This window comes from Aerococcus sp. Group 1 (assembly GCF_000193205.1).
GTDB lineage: Bacteria > Bacillota > Bacilli > Lactobacillales > Aerococcaceae > Aerococcus > Aerococcus urinae_A.
Genome location: NC_015278.1, coordinates 1,283,964 through 1,303,989 on the forward strand (window position 1 = coordinate 1,283,964; position 20,026 = coordinate 1,303,989).

The 20,026-nt window shown below is 40.0% G+C and carries 20 protein-coding genes; 7 read left to right on the forward strand and 13 right to left on the reverse strand.

Features of this window, described 5'->3' with window-relative positions; all coding sequences use genetic code 11:
* Positions 1 to 96: 96 nt before the first annotated feature.
* Both HMPREF9243_RS09965 and HMPREF9243_RS09970 read left to right on the forward strand, forming a co-directional pair.
* Positions 97 to 954: an AarF/ABC1/UbiB kinase family protein gene (locus HMPREF9243_RS09965; RefSeq protein WP_049776768.1), complete on the forward strand. Its 858-nt coding sequence runs from the start codon at positions 97 to 99 to the stop codon at positions 952 to 954.
* Between the two features lie 2 nt (positions 955 to 956).
* Positions 957 to 1,691, forward strand: coding sequence for a hypothetical protein (locus tag HMPREF9243_RS09970; protein ID WP_049776769.1), 735 nt, complete (start codon positions 957 to 959; stop codon positions 1,689 to 1,691).
* Between the two features lie 119 nt (positions 1,692 to 1,810).
* Here HMPREF9243_RS09970 and HMPREF9243_RS05930 read toward each other — a convergent pair whose 3' ends face one another.
* On the reverse strand, positions 1,811 to 2,968 hold the full coding sequence (locus HMPREF9243_RS05930) for a YcjF family protein (protein WP_013669739.1): 1,158 nt from the start codon (positions 2,966 to 2,968) through the stop codon (positions 1,811 to 1,813).
* Positions 2,969 to 3,141: 173 nt separating this feature from the next.
* Here HMPREF9243_RS05930 and HMPREF9243_RS05935 point away from each other — a divergent pair, with 173 nt between their 5' ends.
* The 3 genes from HMPREF9243_RS05935 (at position 3,142) to rnjA (ending at position 5,843) form a co-directional block, all read left to right on the forward strand.
* Complete coding sequence (locus HMPREF9243_RS05935; RefSeq protein WP_013668621.1) at positions 3,142 to 3,819, forward strand: hemolysin III family protein; 678 nt, start codon at positions 3,142 to 3,144, stop codon at positions 3,817 to 3,819.
* A 133-nt stretch (positions 3,820 to 3,952) separates the two neighbouring features.
* On the forward strand, positions 3,953 to 4,180 hold the full coding sequence (locus HMPREF9243_RS05940) for a DNA-dependent RNA polymerase subunit epsilon (protein ID WP_041706129.1): 228 nt from the start codon (positions 3,953 to 3,955) through the stop codon (positions 4,178 to 4,180).
* On the forward strand, positions 4,170 to 5,843 hold the full coding sequence (gene rnjA / locus HMPREF9243_RS05945; protein ID WP_013669269.1) for a ribonuclease J1: 1,674 nt from the start codon (positions 4,170 to 4,172) through the stop codon (positions 5,841 to 5,843). Before HMPREF9243_RS05940 ends, rnjA begins: the two co-directional genes overlap by 11 nt.
* A gap of 74 nt (positions 5,844 to 5,917) precedes the next feature.
* Here rnjA and HMPREF9243_RS05950 read toward each other — a convergent pair whose 3' ends face one another.
* The 11 genes from HMPREF9243_RS05950 to HMPREF9243_RS06000 all read right to left on the reverse strand — a co-directional run bounded on the left by HMPREF9243_RS05950 (position 5,918) and on the right by HMPREF9243_RS06000 (position 16,585).
* Positions 5,918 to 6,103 carry a DNA-directed RNA polymerase subunit beta gene (locus HMPREF9243_RS05950; RefSeq protein WP_013669388.1) on the reverse strand — a complete coding sequence of 62 codons (186 nt, stop codon included), beginning with the start codon at positions 6,101 to 6,103 and terminating at the stop codon, positions 5,918 to 5,920.
* Entirely contained in the window at positions 6,100 to 7,413 is a 1,314-nt protein-coding gene (murA, locus tag HMPREF9243_RS05955) for a UDP-N-acetylglucosamine 1-carboxyvinyltransferase (RefSeq protein ID WP_013670033.1), read from the reverse strand. The genes HMPREF9243_RS05950 and murA overlap by 4 nt, the downstream gene beginning before the upstream one ends.
* Positions 7,414 to 7,467: 54 nt before the next feature.
* Positions 7,468 to 8,109: a uracil phosphoribosyltransferase gene (upp, locus tag HMPREF9243_RS05960; protein WP_013669283.1), complete on the reverse strand. Its 642-nt coding sequence runs from the start codon at positions 8,107 to 8,109 to the stop codon at positions 7,468 to 7,470.
* Positions 8,110 to 8,144: 35 nt separating this feature from the next.
* Positions 8,145 to 9,362, reverse strand: a complete 1,218-nt coding sequence (gene glyA, locus HMPREF9243_RS05965) for a serine hydroxymethyltransferase (protein ID WP_013668788.1) — start codon at positions 9,360 to 9,362, stop codon at positions 8,145 to 8,147.
* Between the two features lie 148 nt (positions 9,363 to 9,510).
* Complete coding sequence (locus HMPREF9243_RS05970) at positions 9,511 to 10,470, reverse strand: L-threonylcarbamoyladenylate synthase (RefSeq protein ID WP_231286947.1); 960 nt, start codon at positions 10,468 to 10,470, stop codon at positions 9,511 to 9,513.
* Between the two features lies 1 nt (position 10,471).
* A complete protein-coding gene (prmC, locus tag HMPREF9243_RS05975; RefSeq protein WP_041706131.1) occupies positions 10,472 to 11,350 on the reverse strand; it encodes a peptide chain release factor N(5)-glutamine methyltransferase in 879 nt (292 codons plus the stop codon).
* Positions 11,334 to 12,416 carry a peptide chain release factor 1 gene (gene prfA, locus HMPREF9243_RS05980; RefSeq protein WP_013669726.1) on the reverse strand — a complete coding sequence of 361 codons (1,083 nt, stop codon included), beginning with the start codon at positions 12,414 to 12,416 and terminating at the stop codon, positions 11,334 to 11,336. The genes prmC and prfA overlap by 17 nt, the downstream gene beginning before the upstream one ends.
* A 15-nt stretch (positions 12,417 to 12,431) precedes the next feature.
* Positions 12,432 to 13,052: a thymidine kinase gene (locus HMPREF9243_RS05985; RefSeq protein ID WP_013669568.1), complete on the reverse strand. Its 621-nt coding sequence runs from the start codon at positions 13,050 to 13,052 to the stop codon at positions 12,432 to 12,434.
* A gap of 155 nt (positions 13,053 to 13,207) precedes the next feature.
* Complete coding sequence (locus HMPREF9243_RS05990) at positions 13,208 to 13,855, reverse strand: type 1 glutamine amidotransferase (RefSeq protein WP_013668845.1); 648 nt, start codon at positions 13,853 to 13,855, stop codon at positions 13,208 to 13,210.
* On the reverse strand, positions 13,852 to 15,207 hold the full coding sequence (locus tag HMPREF9243_RS05995) for a Mur ligase family protein (protein ID WP_013669262.1): 1,356 nt from the start codon (positions 15,205 to 15,207) through the stop codon (positions 13,852 to 13,854). The genes HMPREF9243_RS05990 and HMPREF9243_RS05995 overlap by 4 nt, the downstream gene beginning before the upstream one ends.
* A gap of 133 nt (positions 15,208 to 15,340) precedes the next feature.
* Positions 15,341 to 16,585 carry an AI-2E family transporter gene (locus tag HMPREF9243_RS06000; protein WP_013668594.1) on the reverse strand — a complete coding sequence of 415 codons (1,245 nt, stop codon included), beginning with the start codon at positions 16,583 to 16,585 and terminating at the stop codon, positions 15,341 to 15,343.
* Between the two features lie 100 nt (positions 16,586 to 16,685).
* Between HMPREF9243_RS06000 and HMPREF9243_RS06005 the strand changes: the two genes are divergently transcribed.
* Together HMPREF9243_RS06005 and HMPREF9243_RS06010 are read left to right on the forward strand one after the other, a co-directional pair.
* Positions 16,686 to 17,699 (forward strand): lactonase family protein, encoded by a 1,014-nt coding sequence (locus HMPREF9243_RS06005; RefSeq protein ID WP_013670009.1) that lies wholly within the window; start codon positions 16,686 to 16,688, stop codon positions 17,697 to 17,699.
* A 103-nt stretch (positions 17,700 to 17,802) separates the two neighbouring features.
* Positions 17,803 to 18,630, forward strand: coding sequence for an undecaprenyl-diphosphate phosphatase (locus HMPREF9243_RS06010; protein WP_013668971.1), 828 nt, complete (start codon positions 17,803 to 17,805; stop codon positions 18,628 to 18,630).
* A gap of 216 nt (positions 18,631 to 18,846) precedes the next feature.
* Here HMPREF9243_RS06010 and ald read toward each other — a convergent pair whose 3' ends face one another.
* Positions 18,847 to 19,950, reverse strand: coding sequence for an alanine dehydrogenase (ald, locus tag HMPREF9243_RS06015; protein ID WP_013668500.1), 1,104 nt, complete (start codon positions 19,948 to 19,950; stop codon positions 18,847 to 18,849).
* Positions 19,951 to 20,026 lie beyond the last annotated feature (76 nt).

The following is a 20,026-nucleotide window of genomic DNA, read 5'->3' on the forward strand; positions in this document are numbered from 1 at the left end:
CAAGAGTTAATCAGCTCATTGAGAACTTTTTGCTTTTACTAGAACAAGACTGGGCCGAGTAATTATTTATACCCATCTTTTTTAGGAAGTGATCGCATGGCAAATAGAACACATCGCTTAAGTGAAATCATTCAAGTTTTAGCTAACTTTGGTTTTGGAGAAGTTTACCAGCGCAGTTTTAAAAAATTGGATGTCCAGGAAAGTGCTAAAAATTTAAGACAGGCTTTTGAAGCCTTGGGCCCTTCCTTTATTAAAATTGGTCAGATACTCTCTACTCGAAACGACCTCCTCTCTGAACCTTACATCTTAGAATTGCAAAAGCTACAACACTCTGCTCCTCCCTTTTCCTACCAAGAAGCCGAACAAATTATTAGAGAAGAATTAGGAGAAGCTCCTGAACAATGCTTCGCAAGTTTTGCTAAAGAAGCCCTAGCTACTGGATCGATTGCACAAATCCACCGGGCCCAATTACAAACTGGTCAAGAGGTCGTGGTTAAAATCCAACGTCCCCAAATCAAAGAGCAATTAATCTCCGATATTGATTTATTCATTCACGTTATCAATAAAATTCCTACTATTTTCACAAATATTATCTCCAATCCAGTGGCTATTCTCCGGGAAATTCGCCAGCAGAGTCTTTTAGAGATGGATTTCTTAAATGAAGCAAATAATATGCGACGTTTCCAAAGCAACCATGAAAAGCGTTCCTTGATTGGCGTTCCCAACTATTATGGTGATTTAACCACCCACAAAGTATTGGTTATGGACTATATTGCGGGGGTTTCTATTGGTAGTGTCTCAAAGTTAAAACAAATGGGCTATGACTTGAATAATATCGCCGAAAAGCTGGTCTATTCTTTTCTTTACCAGGTATTTGAGGATGGTTTTTACCATGCCGATCCCCACCCCGGCAATATTCTCATTAGTCAGGAAAAATTTATTTTATTGACCTAGGAATGATGGGGACACTCTCCTCCTCCGATCAAAAATTATTAATTAATTTATTAGAGGCCCTAGCTTTTAAGGATATTGATGAATTAGTCCACCTCCTACAGATCATCTGTAAGGGGCCTCGGATCACTGACCAGTATAGCCTGTATAAGGATGTTCAGTGGTTATTTGAGCGTTACCTCACCACTGGCCTGGAAGCGATTGATATGGGAGAAATTTTTCAAGAAGTCATGAAAACTGCCTTAAAATATAAGTTAACTTTTCCCACTAAGTTCGTCCAATTAAGTAAAACCGTGATTATCTTAGAAGGCATCTGCGAATCCTTGAATCCTGAATTTGATTTTATGTCTATTTTTATGGATTTTACCTTCCATCACTCCTTATTAGAGCAGAGTCGTTTATTCAACAAGGATCACTTGCTTCGCGAATCAACGCGTTTATTGCGGTCGGGTATTTCTCTCCCCCAGCAAGCCAACCAGGCTCTCTCTGAATTCATTAAGGGCCGTACGACAATAAATATCTCCATGCGAGAAGTTAAAGAGTTAACTAAAGAACTTAATCAGATCATTAACCGAATTGTTACAGCCCTCATTTTGTCAGCAATAATCATCTCATCCGGCTTTATCGTTTCCCAAAACAATAGCCACTATGCCGGCAATATCGCCCTACTATTCTTTGTCATGGGAGTAGTCCTTGGGCTCTATCTGCTCTATTCCTTTGTTCGTTCACGAAAAAAATAATAGCTAATATTAAACCAGGAGAATAGAGCTTTTGGCTCTTCCTCCTGGTTTTCCTCATTTATTCTTTTATCATGTCTAGTCAATCGATAAAAACTAGTCTCACGCTTTTCACATAAGGATTAATCTTTCATGTCTTCTACATCTTGAAAGTCTTTATCCTTCTTTCCGCGTCTTAGGCGTTTTCTAAAGTGCGTTTTCATTAATTTATTAAGACTTTCAAGGGAAATTTCTTCGCCCTTAGCCTCCGATTCTGCAATAATGGTTAATACTTCAATATAGGACATAGCTAAGGCAGTCGTCACCATAGCAGCAGTCGATCCTGAGATCAGCCCCCCTAATGCAGATCCTAAACCTGGAATAAACTTCACCAAGTTGGAGGCAATGGTTCGCCCGATATAAGTCGCCCCACCAGTCCCGATCACTGCCCCTAGGATACTAATGACTTGCTTACTTTGCATAGATATGCCGAAAATAGCTGTTATCCTAGCTAGCATAGTAATTTGAATTGGCACGAGCAAAGTGGCGTCAGAGAAAGGAATCGGGGAAAAACCGACTCCAAAAGTCATGGCTACTGACTTTTTTGCCCAACGGCGAGCAGCCTTGGCCTTCCGTTTAATATCAATCCGTTGAGCATTGGTAAAAGCGGGATGAACGTTTTCCGGAATAACTAAGAAAGTTAAATTAAGTAAGTCTTCCAAGCCGAAAGCTTCAATAGTGACTTGGTCATTAATTCTGTAATCGGCTGCCATGACTGGAATGACACCCTGGATAGGTAAATTAAGACTTTCAATATAAGCCTTCATGGTATCGCCTGCTTCACCAATTGATTGGGTCAAAACGACAATAACTGGCATATGGTCAGCGAGCTGCTCAATCAAGTCAATTTCCATTTCTTCAATCCGTTGAGAATTCGCATTGATACAGTAATAAGCTGCGTGCAAATGGCTGCCCTCTTTAGTGAGATCAGCTTGTAAAGCATTAATTTCTTTTTTAATTTGCTTTTGAACTTCTTTTGAAAGCTCTAGCCCCCGACTATCATATAAATTGATGGGCATGTCTTCTTTACTAAGCTTTTGAATATGTTGGGTGATGGGTTTTCCTACGCCCGTTTTAGCCAGTTCTTCTCGAAAGATATTATTAATTAAAGTACTTTTACCCACACCAGTTTTTCCAACGACGAGGATTTCAATTTTTTCCATTTCATTAATAGTATCGCCAGCCTGGTTGAGTAAATCGTCTGCGAGTGAAAAATCAAAGTTTTTAGGATTAAATGCCATTCTGCTACCTCCTCAGTTCCCTACAATTATAGCAGAAGACGCTATTAAAGATAAATTAGGACGACTTTAACTCAAGCTTGCAAGACAACTCCAGATTTTCTTCCTTCAACACCGATTAAGGACTTGTGTTATTATATAATTATAAAGTGAGCTTAATGGAAAGTAGGATAACCATGGAAAAGCAACAAAACCTCTTGTTTTCAAATCCCCAGATATTGAATTCGCGGTCCTATCAAGTAACAAGTCAAATTTTTAGTGCGATTAGTCATGGCATCGGCTTACTGTTAGCCTTAATTGGCACGGGGCTTTTAATTAGTAAAGCTTTCCAATTTCAAGAACTTAACCGGCTGATGGCTTACACCATTTATGGCTTATCGATGATTAACTTATATTTCTTTTCAACCATGTACCACGCTCTATATTTTACCAAGGTAGCCCCAGTCTTCCGCTTTTTTGATCATTGCAGTATTTATTTTCTCATTGCTGGCTCCTATAGCCCTTTTTGTTTAATTGCTTTAAATAACTCCCTGGGCTGGCTAATTTTCTTCATTGAGTGGTTGATTGTAGCCTTAGGTCTTTATTGTGAAATCTATAAGCGGCCTTGGTTGAAAAAATACTCAACCTTCATTTATTTAAGTATGGGCTGGCTAGCTGTCTTTATTGTTTACCCAATCATCCATTCGGTATCTCTGGCTGGCCTTCTATGGCTTTTAGCCGGAGGACTTTTTTATTCGCTAGGAACTTCTTTCTATCGTTTCGATCATAAATATGTCTATTTCCATACCATTTGGCACCTCTTTGTTCTATTAGGGACCGTCTGCCAATTTATATCGATTTATTTTTATGTTTAACTCGCCTAATGAAGCAGGAACTTGCTAGAACAACTTTATTTAGGCAAAGCTCTGTCATTATGCTAAAATAGAACAAGCGATATTGATTCAATTCCAATAAACAAGCTAATTAATACTAGAAAAGGAGAATTTTATGATATTTAAGGTGACTTATCAAGAAAAAGCTAACGAAGCACCTGTTCGTGAAAAAACTCAAGCACTCTATATCGAGTCCGATAGCATTATCGATGTACGCCAACAATTACGAGAAAATACCCCTTATCTCGTTGAACACATCCAAGCATTAGATGAAGCCCATCTGGCTTATGAACAAAAAGCCCAGATTTTCATCTTACGGAGTTTGATAAATAATGAGTTTTGAAGTAAAAGATAATGAAGTTTATGTCTTTGCCATTGGCGGTCTTGGCGAAATTGGGAAGAATATGTACGTGGTCCAATACCAAGACGAAATCATTATTATGGATAATGGGGTTAAATTTCCTGACGATGAATTACTTGGCATCGATTATGTAATTTCAGACTATAGCTACCTCATTGAGAATAAAGATAAGGTAAAAGGAATCTTTGTTTCCCATGGCCACGAAGACCATATTGGTGGAATTCCTTGGTTATTAAAACAAGTGAATTTTCCTATTTATGCTGATCAATTAGCACTGGCTTTAATTCGAGGTAAATTAGAAGAACATGGTTTATTAGGTGATGCGATTTTACATGAAATCGATGACGAATCTGTCATTAATTTTGATAAAACATCCGTTTCATTCTTCACAGTAAACCACTCAATTCCTGGCGCCAAGGGAATTTTAGTTAAGACTCCCGTTGGAGCAGTTGCTTTCACAGGAGACTATAAATTCGATTTTACTCCAATTGGTAAGCATGCAGACTTGCACAAAATGGCTCGCATCGGTGATGAGGGGCTCTTACTCTTATTAGCTGATTCAACCAACTCTGAAGTTCCTGGTTGGACCATGTCTGAACACTATGTGTCCAATTCATTGAAAGATATTATGACGCCAATCGAAGGCAGAATCATTTTTGCTTCCTTTGCTTCTAATATCTCCAGGTTAAGTGAAGCCATAGAAATAGCAGTCAACACTGGCAGAAAAATCGCTGTTTTTGGACGCTCAATGGAGAACGCCTTCCGCAATGCCCAAGAAATTGGCTATTTTAATATTCCAGAAGGTACCTTCATTGAGTCAAAAGAAATTAACGACTATCCGGATAACGAGATCATGATTATGTGTACAGGGTCTCAGGGAGAACCACTAGCTGCCCTAAGTCGGATTGCTAATGGCACCCACCGTCAAGTGACCTTACACCCAACAGATACCGTCGTATTTTCTTCTTCCCCAATACCTGGTAACTTATCCAGTGTCAATAACCTGATTAATAAGTTACTCGAATCTGGAGCTGAGGTGGTTCACGGCAAGATTAATAATGTCCACACTTCGGGACACGCTAGTCAAGAACAACAAAAGTTATTACTTCGCTTAATGAAGCCAAAATTCTTTATGCCTGTTCATGGGGAGTACCGCATGCTGTGTGTTCATGGTGAAACCGCCCAAGCTGTTGGTGTACCTGAAAAAAACGTCATCATCCATGATAATGGACAAGTTGCTGCCCTAACCCAAGACTCCTGGCGAGAAGCTGGTAAGGTACCTGCTGATGCTGTCTATGTTGATGGTAAAGGGATCGGTGATATCGGTAATATTGTTCTCCGTGACCGGCATAATCTTTCCGAGGATGGTATCGTTATCGTTGTCGTTACCGTTAACTTTGAAAATAACGAATTAGTTGCAGGTCCTGACATTGTCTCACGTGGATTTATTTATATGCGTGAATCTGGCGACTTAATTAAAGATGCCCAAAAGGTTGTTCAAACGACGGTTATTGGTCATCTCAACTCAGGAAAGGAAGTCAATGAGAAGATACTCCGTGATAGTATTCAAAATGCTCTCTATCCTTTCCTACACAAACGTACCAAACGTAATCCAATGATTCTACCTGTTATCATGCCGGTTTAAGCCAATGAGCAAGTAAAAAAGGAGCAACTTCAGTGAAAGATTATTCACTGAAGTTGCTCCTTTTCTTTTAGTTTTTATTGAAAGAAAGCGTATAAATGGTTCCAAACATTTTGGTTAAAGACGTTAAATAGCTGGTGGTCACTACTAATACCATAACCCAGTAATAATCCAATTAAAAATAAGAGGACCATCCCTAAAAGGCAAATAAGTAACCACTTAAAAAGGTTTTTAAATCGACTAACTAAAAGCTCCTTATTCATGATCCAACCTCATCTAAGCGGCTTTCAATTTCTTCCTGACTATATTTTTCAAGATCAAGCCGAATAACCTTAGCACCCAAGGCTTGCAATTTTTTGTCAAAATTAGCGTAGCCACGGTCGAGATACTCTAGTTTACTTACTTTAGTAATGCCTTCTGCCACTAAACCAGCAATAATAAGAGCTGCTGCTGCACGTAAATCTGTTGCCACAACTGCTGCCCCCTGTAAGTGGTTAGGGCCATCAATCGTTGCAGTATCACTAGTAATATTAAAAGAAACGTTCATCCGTCTTAATTCTTCTAAGTGCATAAAACGATTTTCAAAAACAGTCTCTTCTAATTTTGAACTTCCATGGGCAATGGCTTGGGCAATGCTGAATTGGGCCTGCATATCTGTTGGAAAACCGGGATAAGGCATGGTTTTTATATTTGTGGCCTTTAATTCATTCGGGCCGATAACCCGTATTCCTTCCATTTCTTCTTCAATTTGAACACCCATTTCCTTTAATTTAGAAATTAAAGGGAGATTGTGTTCTGCTACCGCGTCTTTAACCAGGACATTGCCCCCAGTGACTGCTGCAGCCACCATAAATGTCCCAGCTTCAATACGATCATGGATAACGGCATGCTGGGTACCATGCAAGGATTCCACGCCGCGGATCCGAATAATATCGGTACCAGCACCAGAAATCCTTGCCCCCATACGGTTGAGGAAATTAGCCAAATCAACAATTTCAGGTTCCTTAGCAACATTTTCTAAAATGGTGTCCCCTTTGGCTAAAGTTGCCGCCATCATAATATTTTCAGTTGCTCCTACACTAGGAAAGTCCAGATAAATATCGGTCCCGACTAATTCATCACAACGAGCCTCAATATAACCATTTTCGGTCGTCACCTTAGCTCCCAGGGCCTCAAAGCCCTTAATGTGTAAGTCAATGGGCCGTGAGCCAATAGCACAACCGCCTGGCATGGCCACTTTGACACAACCTAAGCGAGCTAATAAAGGTCCCATAACAACGACACTGGCGCGCATCTTACTGACAAATTCAAAGGGCGCTTCACTTTGGATAACTCCACTAGCATCCACTGTTATCACTCCAGCTGCTTCATCAAAGTCCACTTGAGCATCAAGGTAATCTAAAACCTTATTCATCAAATAGACATCAGAAAATAAAGGGCAATTTTCAATAACACTTTTTCCTTCTTCAGCTAATAATGTTGCAGCCAAAATAGGAAGCACCGTGTTTTTGGCTCCATCGACTTGTACAGTTCCTTCTAAGCGCTGACCGCCTTTAACGACCATCGTTTCCATTTATTTAGACACCATCCATTTTCCTATGCTTTCTAACGAAACTTTTTCCTTAAATTAAAGGGTACCGAATAAGCGGTCACCAGCGTCCCCTAAACCAGGAACAATATAGCCATCTTCATTGAGCTTTTCGTCAAGAGCTGCTGTATAAATTTCCACTTCTGGATGAGCTGCTTGTAAAGCTTCTACACCTTCAGGAGCAGCAACCATACATAAGAACTTAATATCGGCAGGCGAAACATTGCGTTTCATCAAGGCCTCAATCGCTAGAATAGCTGATCCACCTGTTGCTAACATGGGGTCTACAACAAGTACTTGACGTTCTTCAATGTCGCTAGGCATTTTAAAGAAATACTCGTGTGGTTCTAGAGTTTCTTCATCACGATACATGCCAATATGGCCTACTTTAGCGGCTGGTGACAAAGATAGGATTCCGTCAACCATACCTAAGCCAGCCCGAAGAATAGGAACAATGGCCATTTTTTTACCAGTAATCATTTTTTGTGTCGTTTTTGTAATCGGGGTTTCGACTTCAACTTCTTTTAATGGCAAGTCACGTGTCGCTTCATAACCAACAAAAACCGTGATTTCATCAACCAATTCACGAAAGTCCTTACTACCTAAGTTTTTATCGCGTAAAATCGCTAATTTGTGTTGTACTAAGGGGTGGTTAACAATATGTAATCCTTCTTTGTTCATAAGAAACTCCTTCTTTTTAAATCTATTTTCCTACTTTACTCACTGAGCGGATATTTTTGGGTCAATTGCTTAACTTGTTCCTTAACCTTGGCAATGACTTGATCATTATCAAAATGTTTGACGACTTGGACAATCAATTGTGCCAGCAAGCGACAATCATCTGCTGTAAAGCCACGTGTCGTTATCGCTGGTGTCCCAATACGAATGCCACTGCATTGGGTTGGCGGCAAAGTTTCACCCGGAATGGTGTTCTTATTGACCGTGATATGGACTTGACCAAGCTTCTCTTCAACTGCTTTACCAGTTAAGTCAAAGTCACTGACTCTAAAAGCGATTAAGTGGTTATCCGTTCCACCAGACACCACATGAATACCAGCTTTACTAAATTCGCTAGCCATGGTCTGAGCATTGATCACTACGTTTTCCATATAATCTTTAAAATCAGGATTTAAAGCCTCTTGAAAAGCGACCGCCTTAGCAGCAATAACATGGAGTAAGGGACCACCTTGGTTACCAGGAAAAATTCGGCTATTAATTTTTTTAGCGTAGTCAGGATTATTGGTTAGAATAATCGCTCCCCGGGGACCTCTCAGGGTTTTATGGGTAGTTGAAGTCACTACATCAGCATAGTCAACTGGATTTTCATGGATTCCAGCTGCTACCAAACCAGCAAAATGAGCCATATCGACCATTAAAAGGGCCCCGACTTCATCAGCTATTTGACGAAAGGCTTTAAAGTCTAACTTTCTAGAGTAAGCAGAATATCCTGCCACAATCATTTTTGGCTTTGCCTCCAAGGCAGTTTGACGAATAGCGGAATAATTCAGTTGTTCGCTTTTGGGATCGACACCGTAGGAAACAAAATGGTAGCGCCGTCCAGAGAAATTAACTGGAGAACCATGGGTCAAATGACCGCCATCGGTCAGATTCATTCCTAAAACCGTGTCTCCTGCTTTTAGGAGGGCATCATAAACGGCCATATTAGCTCCCGAACCAGAATAAGGCTGGACGTTCACAAAGTCTGCCTTAAATAATTTCTTAGCGCGGTCAATGGCTAATTGTTCAATCTTGTCAACAACCTCACAACCGCCATAGTATCTTTTTCCTGGATAACCTTCTGCATACTTATTAGTTAAAATACTCCCTTGTGCGGCTAAAACATCCTTTGATACCCAGTTTTCGCTAGCTATTAACTCGATACCATTTTCTTGGCGTTGTCTTTCTTGATCAATTAAGGTAAAAACTTCATCCATTTTCTCACTTCTTTTCTTTCAATACAGATCGTATCTGTTGATACTAAGTCGATTTTACCATAGATCGTGATAGATGTTTACGATTCTATCTTTTTACTGGCAGCTTTTAGTAAACGATTACGATAGGCGGTATTAGCCTCTGTATCAGCTAATAATTCAACATAGAGTTTTTTATTTGATCATTATCATCAAAGGCCCGTAAACCCGCAAATAAAAGATGAGTAGCTGTTGCTTCATTAGTCCCTAAACTAAAAGTAGGCAGACCAGCATCTAAGTGACTCAAGACTTCATCGCTAGCGATCACCGCACATTCAGGAGAAAATCCCTGCTTAGAATCAATAAGTTCAAGGAGCTTGGCATGGCTGATGGCAATCACCTCTTGGTGGGGGCTATAGTGGCGATATTTCATCCCTGGTGCCTTGGGATGTTCCTTAGAATCTTCAGCAATTTGCTGGGTGGCATCGATAATTCTTTGATTCGGTAAGGCATTCCGTAAGTCTTTTAAGGTGATCGCACCTGGTCTTAAAATAGCCAATTCTTCTGGATTACTAATATCTAACACCGTCGATTCAACCCCAATATAGGTAGGTTGACTATCTAATACTCCCGCGATTTTACCATCAAAATCATGTAAAACATGGTCAACCGTCGTTGGACTCGGTTTACCTGATAAATTGGCAGATGGTCCCACAATCGGAAAACCTGTTTCTCTAATGACTGCTAAGGTAAAATCGTGGTCGGGCATCCGAATGCCCACTGTCTTTAACCCCCCGGTAACGGTTGGGCCAAAAATTCCAACCTTAGTCGGAACAATCAAGGTCAGGGGCCCCGGCCAGAATTGATCAGTCAGTTTTTTAGCAATTGCAGCTTGAGCTTCATTGGCTATATTGGAATAACGAAACAAATCCTCTTTACGGCAAACATGAACAATCAGGGGATTATCACTAGGACGCCCCTTAGCCTGATAAACAGAAGCAACTGCCCTTTCGTTATTCGCAATCGCTCCTAAACCAAAGACAGTTTCCGTAGGGAAGGCAACCAATTGGCCTTGTTTTAAATATTCTGCTGCCTGAGCAGTCTGTTCAAATGTAAAGCGCTTGGTAATCATTTTATTTATCCTTCTTCCATTGCACATAGATTATTCGATCAATACCATTATAGTCTTTAATCGATTTCACTTCAGCCTTAGGATTTGACTTTTTAAAGAGACTGATAATCTTAGCGGCTTGGTGACTTCCACATTCCATTAATAGTGTACCGTCAGCCTTCATAAAGGACTGGATGCGGCGGGCGAATTGCTTATAGTAATAATAACCATCGTCTTTGGCAAAGAGAGCTAGCTTTGGCTCATACATTAAGACGTCCTCCCCCATTTCACCGATTTCATTTTCACTGATATAGGGCGGATTAGAAATAATCAGATCAAATTTTCGCTGAGCTACTGCATCCAGCATATCGCCCTTGATCCATTCAATAGTGACTTGGTGAAAATAGGCATTTTCCTTAGCAACTGCTAGGGCATCTGAAGAGATGTCAACAGCTGTCAGTTTCAAATCAGGCAATTCTTTAGCTAAGGTCACCGCAATTGCCCCTGAACCTGTCCCTAGATCTAAGACATCGGCTTGCTTTTCTAACTGGCCGCTTTTTCTTAAAGTATGAACACAATCAATCAAACGCTCCGTATCAAAGCGAGGGATCAAAGTAGCTGCATTCACGCGAAAACGATAGCCATAAAACCATGCCTCCCCTAGTAAGTACTGGTAAGGCATATCCTCATTAACGATTTTTTCTAACATTTCCTGGTAGTTTTTCAAAGTCACTGAATCCATTTGCTCTCGCTGCCTACGATACCAAGTCGTTACATCCCAATCCATCATGCCTAATAAAAGGTGATAGGCAATTGCTGGGTCCTTACTGTTTAATTCCAAAAAAGAAGAAGCCCATTGCTGAGCTTCTATAAATCGTAGCTGATTAGATGGTAGTTTCATTGAGTTCCTCTAATTTTTGCGCTTGATCAGCAAGAATCAGGGCATCGATTATTTCATCTAATTCTCCGCCCATAATGCGATCTAATTTTTGTAAAGTTAGGTTAATACGGTGGTCAGTTACCCGGTTTTGTGGGTAATTATAGGTTCGGATTCTCTCAGACCGGTCCCCTGTTCCTACTAAGTTCTTTCTTTTTTCGTCATATTCATCTTGTTCTTGTGATTGATAGTAGTCATAGACCCGTGACCGCAAGATAAGCATCGCTTTTTCCCGGTTTTGTTGTTGGGAACGTTGGTCCTGCATAGCTACTTGAATGCCAGTAGGAATATGGGTCATCCGTACCGCTGAACTGGTCTTGTTAACGTGTTGCCCACCAGCACCGGAAGCGCGATAGATATCGGTTCTAATGTCCTTCTCATCAATTTCAAAGTCTAAATCTTCCAATTCAGGCATAACACCAACCGTAGCTGTTGAGGTATGAACCCGACCTTGGGATTCCGTTTTAGGCACCCGTTGCACCCGGTGAGCACCACTTTCATATTTTAATTTTGAATAGACTTTATCCCCTGAAATTTGAAGAATAATTTCTTTATAGCCCCCTAAGTCATTGGATGAGGCGTCTGCGACTTCAACATGCCAGCCTTGGGACTCTGCATAGCGAGAATACATTTCAAAGAGGTCAGCTGCGAATAATTGGGCTTCATCCCCACCAGCTGCCCCACGGATTTCCATAATAATGTTCTTGTCATCATTAGGATCACTAGGCAACATTAAAACCTTAATTTCTTCTTCTAAATCGTCACGCTCAGCTTTTAATTGATCGAGTTCACTCTTAGCCAGCTCTAACATGTCCTCTTCGGATGTCTCTTTAATCAGCTCTTCAGTATCCTCGATGCCTGAAACAACTTCCTTATAGTGCTTAAAAGTACCTACTTTAGGACGTAGATCAGCTTCTTCCTTAGCTAAGTCTCGGAAGCGTTTATGGTCATTAATCACATCTGGATCACTTAAAAGCTCAGCAAGCTCTTGATAACGAGCGATAAAAGTATCTAATTGCTCTTCTAACATCTAATCAACCTTCCCTTATTGGCATAGCGATGCACGGTGAACTGCGATTTTCCCATCTTCTAATGGGGGGTGGTTATAATGTTTACGACATACTGGATAATAAGATTCATTACCACCAATTTGAATTTGTTCACCAGTATATACCGGTTTGTCATTATGAATTCGTAAGTTCATTGTTGCTTTTTTAGCACAGAACCAACAAATTGTTTTTACTTCTTCTATTTTATCAGCCAAAATTAACAAATAGTGGGAGCCTTCAAAAAGTTCATTTTGAAAATCATTTTTGAGGCCAAATGCCATCACTGGTATGTTTAACTGGTCGACCACTTTAGCCAAATCAAAAATATTCTGCTTACTTAAAAATTGTGCTTCATCAACTAAGACACAGTAGATTTTTTCCTTTTTATTTTCAGATTCAATATAAGAAAAAATATCAGTATCAGGATCGATACTATAGGCCTCACGATCTTCTCCTATACGACTCGAAATAACGCCGATGGTCCCTGACCGGTCATCGATCGCGCTAGTCATTACTTTGACAGGTTTACCTTGCTCTTCATAATTATGGGCAACTTTTAAGATTTCAAAAGATTTTCCACTATTCATTGCCCCGTATCGATAAAATAACTGTGCCATTGATTTTATACCTCACTATTCTCAATTATTTATAATAACTTTAGTCAAGTCAATAGTCAACAAACAGCTAAACTTTAAAAGCTAAAACGTATGGCCACTGAAGCTGTTTTTACTCATAAAAAAACTGGCAGATTCATTCATCCGCCAGTATCCACCTAATGCGCTTTTTGATCGATGGCCAGATCAATCAATCTTTCAGCCAAATGGGGATTATTAACTAATAGAGGGCCGTGAAAATAAGAACCAAAGCTATTCTTATAAATAACCCCTTCTACCTGGTCTTCATCATTATTCCCATAGCCTTCAATCATCCGCCCCAAAGGCTCTACACCAGAAGCGAGATAGGTCCGACCGGCATGGTTCTCGTAGCCTACATAGTCCTCATCAAAACGGTCACAATGCATTTTTGTGGTTCCAACCAGTCGTTCTGGATAGCTCTTAGTATAGAAATCAATGGCTCCAATACCGGGGTACTCTTCCCCATTAGTGGTCTGATAATAATTTCCCAAAAGTTGGTAGCCCCCACAAATTCCTAACAGCACCTTATTGGCTTCGATATAATCAAGCAAGGCAGCTTTTTTATTTTGCAAGTCACGGCTCACTACCGATTGCTCATAGTCTTGTCCGCCGCCAAAGAAGATAAAATCATAGCGGTCACTGTCAAAGATGTCATCAATAGAAATAATCTCTTTTTCTACCTGAAGTCCCTTTTCCTTGGCAAGGTACTGGAGCATAAGCAGATTCCCATTATCGCCATAGGTATTCATTAAATTGCCATAGAGATGGCCAATTCTAAAGATCATGATTTCATCCGCTCCTTCACAAGATGTTGGTCAGCTAATTCTCGTCTAAAATCGAGCATGGCAGTATAGGTGGCTAAGACATAGACTTTTTGGCTGGGGACAGATGCAATCCATTGAAGGGCTCCCTGTGAATTAGAAAGTTCTTCTAAGCGGTCCTCATCAAAACCGGCCACTTGCATCCGAACTTTAAGGTCTTTTACCCGTATGCCCCCTACCGCCGTAGCTTTAATGTTAGGTAATTGGGCGATATTTTCAAACATGGCGTCCCAAATCCAGGAAATATCCTGACCATCAGCAGGATTATCATTGAGGAGAACTAGTAGAGAAAACTCTTCTTGGTCTAACTCCAATAAAGAAACGATTTGGTTAAAACCAACCGGGTTCTTAATGAGATTAATACGGGTGTCCTTGCCATGAATGGTTAAGGCCTCTTGGCGACCAAACATCCGCTTGGCCCCCTGCAAGCCCTCATGAATGGCTGTTTGACTTAGCCCTAAATAACGAGCAATTGAATAAGCCGCTAGGGCATTATATATATTATAAATGCCCGCGACTGGGATGGTAAAGGATTGACCCTCAATAGTAAATGTCGAAGTTTCTGGAGTTAACTTATCCACCTGGTCCACTGAATAAGTTAAGCTTGGCCGGTGAAACTGACAATTAGGGCAGAAATAATCCCCTAAATTACTATAAGTAATCATATGATAGTGAAGGATATGCTCGCAGCGGGGACATAGGACCCCGTCGGTATTATAATGGGCCATCTTATCAGTCGTTTTATCCGAATTACTAAAACCAAAGTAAGCCACATTATGATGAAAGTCCCGTGACGCAAAAATTGGCGCGTCACCATTCATCAAGAGCAAGCTTTTGGGACTCTTATTAGCCCCCTCTAAAATGTAATCGAAGGTCGTATAAATCTCCCCAAAGCGGTCCAACTGATCTCTAAATAGATTAGTTACTAAGATCACTTCCGGTTTAATGTATTCGGTAATGTGGCGAACGCTAGCCTCATCAACCTCAAGAACAGCTATTTTATCCCCCTGTCCTTTGGAATTAGCATTCAAGAAAGTGGATATAATCCCTTGTTCTAGGTTTGAGCCGGTATCATTGGTTAATACTTCATCAAACTTTTGCCGCAAAATATTAACGGTAAGAGCCGTGGTAACTGATTTACCATTGGTTCCGGTAATGATAACTACCCGGTAATTTTTGCCCAGTTCAGCTAAAATAGCCGGATCCAATTTTTTAGCAATTTTCCCTGGCAAACTTGATCCGCCTTTGGTTAATTTCTTGAGTAAAATTTGCACCAAGCGGGCGCTATGCTTGGCAACTTGTGAACGCAATGTCATTAAAAGCTACTCTCCTCTTTTTACTTACATCTTCAAATTCATTTTCCTGTAGCTATCGAGTTAGATCGCTTAGCTAGTAAATTTGCTTAACTTTTTCTTCGTCAATAAAAGGTCTTGACCAGGATCACTAATATTATTTATGGCCTTGGTCGACTAGGGGCTCCTTTAATTCCTGTTCTTTGATCAAATCTTCTTCATAGAGGCCCGAAACTTCCCGATACCATTCAAAGATATAGGTGAAAATCACCTTTAAAACGGCGTAAACCGGAATAATAATGATAATTCCCACCACTCCAAAAAGATCTCCACCAGCAATTAGTAGAAGCATAATGGTAATGGGGTGAATATTCAAATTGCTGCCTAAAATGAGTGGGGAAATAATCCGACTTTCAATGGTTTGTTCAATAGCAAACACGATCAGTACCTTAATGACCATCAAGGGGTCTTGAACTAAACCAACAATTAAAGACGGCAAGATTCCAAAGAAAGATCCCACATAAGGAATAACATTTAAAGCTCCTGCAACAACCGCTAAGATCGTTCCGTAATTTAAGCCGATTATGGCATAACCAATGGCAAACATCACTGCTACCGCGATTGCTACAAAGATTTGCCCTCTGACATAGGCTGAAATTTGCTGGTTCATATCCGCCAATAGCCGCATGGTCTTATTACGAATCTTCACTGGAATAAAGGAAGCAAAATTATCCCTAAATTTCTCACCATCAGCAATCAAATAGAACAAGATAATAGGTGCTGTCACTAAGGCAATAATCACCCGGGTAATCACACCGAAAACAGAACCAATACTGGACAAGGTTGTATTCATGAGCTCGCGCCAATTAAAGTTAAATTGATTTAGATTAAAATTATTTAAGTATTCTGCTAAAGTCTCCTGACTTCTCTCGAACCAGCGACCGAAAATAATATTTTCAATTTCTGTCTGATATTGGGTCCAAATATTTGACCAATTGCCGATTAAATGCTTGGCTTCATCAATTAAATTAGGAATGAATGAAATTAACCATAGAATGATTAAAACCAGTACCAGGAGCACAATGCCAGCTATCCAATAAGAATTCAAGCCCCTTTTCCTTAGAAAATTAATTAGGGGTGAAGACAAGTAGTAAAAGACCCCAGCAAAAATAATGGGTAAAATTATTGTTTGGATAAATTCAATAATTGGGGTAAAAACAAAAGCGATTTGGGTTAATAATAGGATAAATAAAGCGAATAAGATTAAAATGACTAATAGCGATACATAACGATTGTCTAGGACACGACTAACGATATCGGGCATTTTTAGCCAGGAAAAGCCTTGCTTATTTTGTTTTTTATCCTTATTTTTTATTTCTGTATTCTGCTTGTTTTGAGACATATAAACACCTACTTTTCCAAATGATTTTACCATAATTGTTCGCTAAATAAATTAACATAGTGTAAAATTTAATATATCAGAGATTGTAAAGGAGATTATTATGGAAAAGATCTATTTAGCTGGCTATACACGTCAAGACAACCAAGGCATCCATCTACTAAAATGGGATAGTCATCATGAGGAAATTAAAGGACATGAATTAATAATTTCTGAATCAAATCCAACTTACCTGGCTCTTTCTACTGATGGTAAAGAACTCTATACACTCACTGACCAACCGAGCCCTGGAGTCAGCCATTATCGAAAAGAAGGCCAGCATTTCGTTTTTGTTGATCACTGTGCCTTCTTGGAACATAACGGCTGTTACCTAGCTCTAGATGAAGATCGCCAATTATTACTCAATGCCAATTACCATGAAGGGACATTGGCGCTTATAAAAATACAAAGTGATGGTCAATTACAGCTCCAACAAATAATCAGCCGGACTGGCCAAGGGCCTCACCCCAACCAAGAAAGCTCTCACTGCCATTATTTTAACACCAGTCCAGATGGCAAATATTACCTAGCCTGTGACTTAGGGACAGATAGTGTGATCAGCTATCAATTTGACCAAAAGGGCCAATTACAGGAAAAAGCCTCCTACCAATGTCAAGCAGGAACTGGTCCCCGGCATTTAGTTTTCCACCCTAAAGTAGACATTATTTATGTGATTGGTGAGCTTTCACACACCATCGATATTTTGACTTATGATGAGGGTCACTTTTCCTTTGTCGACCGGGTGAATTGTTTACCAGAGACTTATAGCGGTGAAAATAGTAGTGCTGCAATTCGTATCTCCCAAGATGGAAACTTCTTATATGTCTCCAATCGAGGTTACAACAGCCTAGAAGTATTTGAAGTTTCTAAAGAAGGTTCTCAATTAAGTCATATTCAATCCATTCCTTCTGGTGGAGACTTTCCACGTGATTTTAACTTTGACGCTAACCAAAGTCACGTCATTGTAGGACATCAAAAAGAGAAGAAAGTGACCTTCTTTAAACGTGACCACAATACCGGACAATTAAGCCCACTCAATGTCAGCTCTCCCCTCAATGAAATTGTTTGCATCCAATAGGCTTAAGCAAATTAAAAAAGCTAAAAATTACGCCTAGGCCTAGTCAAGACCTCGTATTTTAGCTATACTACAAAAATGCTAGTGAAAGGATGCGTTTATTTTAATGTTAGATATTATCAAAGTTTTCATCATGGGGATTGTCGAAGGAATTACCGAATGGTTGCCAATTAGTAGTACTGGCCACTTAATTTTGGTAGAAGAATTTATTTCCATGGATTTTAGACCGGAATTTTGGAATATTTTTGTATACGTTATCCAATTAGGGGCAATCTTAGCCGTTGTTTGGATCTATTTTGACCGCTTAAATCCTTTTTCAAGTCAAAAAAGTGCTGAAGAGAAAAAGCAGACTTGGGAAACTTGGTTTAAGGTGGTAGTTGGCTGTATTCCCGCAGGTGTTATTGGTCTTTTATTTAACGACTTCGCTGAAAAACACTTCCAAAATTGGGTGGTAGTATCCGCTGCTCTTATTATTTACGGAATTGCCTTCATCGTTGTTGAAAATCGAAATAAAACCCGCCCTGTAACCGTCCATTCAACTCAAGACTTATCTTACAAAAAAGCCTTTCAAATTGGACTCTTTCAGGCACTATCAGTCATTCCTGGGACCTCAAGGTCTGGTTCATCCATCCTAGGAGCAACGATTTTAGGAACCTCCCGTCCTACTGCTGCCGATTTTTCCTTTTTTATGAGTATTCCCATTATGTTCGGAATGACTTTCTTAAAACTAACTAAGGGATTCCTCGACGGATTTCGCTTTTCAACCGAGGAAGGCTTCCTACTAATCTTGGGAATGGTCATCGCCTACATTGTTTCGATTTTAACAATTCGCTTCTTACTACGTTATGTCCAAAAGAATGATTTTAAAGCCTTTGGTTGGTATCGGATTGCTTTAGGAATTATAGTAATTATCTTCTTTGCTATTTTTCAATAATCACTAAAATGGCTAAACGAAAGAGCCTGGGACAAAAGTCCCAGGCTCTTTTTAAAACACGAACTATCTATTCAAAACGTGCTCCAAAAGTCAGCCCTGACGTCCACTTCACGAACTATGTGCGATAGTTTTGCAACTATCTACCATAGTTCGCTCCAGTGGTTCAGGGCTCTTTTGACTTTTGTCACACTCTCTTTTGACTTTACCTAAAGACTATTAGAATTTTAACTCTTTGTAATCATGCTTACTGGTTTCAGCTACATCGGCGCTAGTTAATTCACCCTTGTAGGTGTTTACCCCAGTAAATACTGTATGGTTAGCTTTAGCAGCTTCTTCAATACCTAAATTAGCAATTTGTTGAACATAAGTCATGGTAGCGTTGGTTAATGCTTCTGTAGCTGTCTTTGGTACAGCTCCTGGAATATTTGCAACGGTATAATGAACAATACCATGTTTAGTATATACAGGATCATCATGGTTAGTTGCATGGTCAGAAGTTTCAAAGTTACCACCTTGGTCAATAGCAACGTCGATTAAAACAGAACCTTCTTCCATGGTCTTCACCATATCTTCTGTGACTAAAATTGGTGCCTTACGTCCAGGAATAAGAACGGAGCCAATGACTACATCAGCATCCTTTACTTCATTAGCAATGTTATAAGCATTAGACATTAATGTATTAACGCGACCTTGGAAGAGGTCATCTAATTCACCTAAACGTGATGGATTCAAGTCAAGAATAGTTACATTAGCGCCTAAACCAACAGCCATCCGAGCGGCATTATAACCAACATTACCGCCGCCGATGATAACCACTTTCCCGGCTTGGGTTCCTGGTACACCACCTAAAAGTTTCCCTTTACCACCATTCGTTTTTTCAAGATAGTGAGCACCGACTTGAATAGCAGTCCGTCCAGCCACTTCACTCATTGGGTTAAGTAAAGGCAATTTTCCATTTAACTCCATGGTTTCATAAGCTATACCTGTGGTTTTATTTTCAATTAAAGCATCCACCAAAGGCTCGTTATCCGCTAAGTGCAGATAGGTCATCACAATTAAGTCTTCACGGAGATATTGATATTCAGATTCAAGGGGTTCTTTTACCTTAACCACCATATCAACGTCCCACGCTTCTTTAGCAGAGCTTACGATCTTGGCTCCTACTTCTTCATATTCACTATCTTCATATGAAGAACCTACACCAGCTGAGCTTTCGATAAGCACTTCATGACCAGCTTGGATAAGGTTAAAGGCGTTGGCCGGTGTCATTGCCACCCGATCTTCATGATTCTTGATTTCTTTAGGTACACCAATTCTCATTATACAAAGCCTCCATTCACATATTTGACTTATAACAGTTAGAGGATCAGCTCTGATCCTCCCAATTTCCAACTGA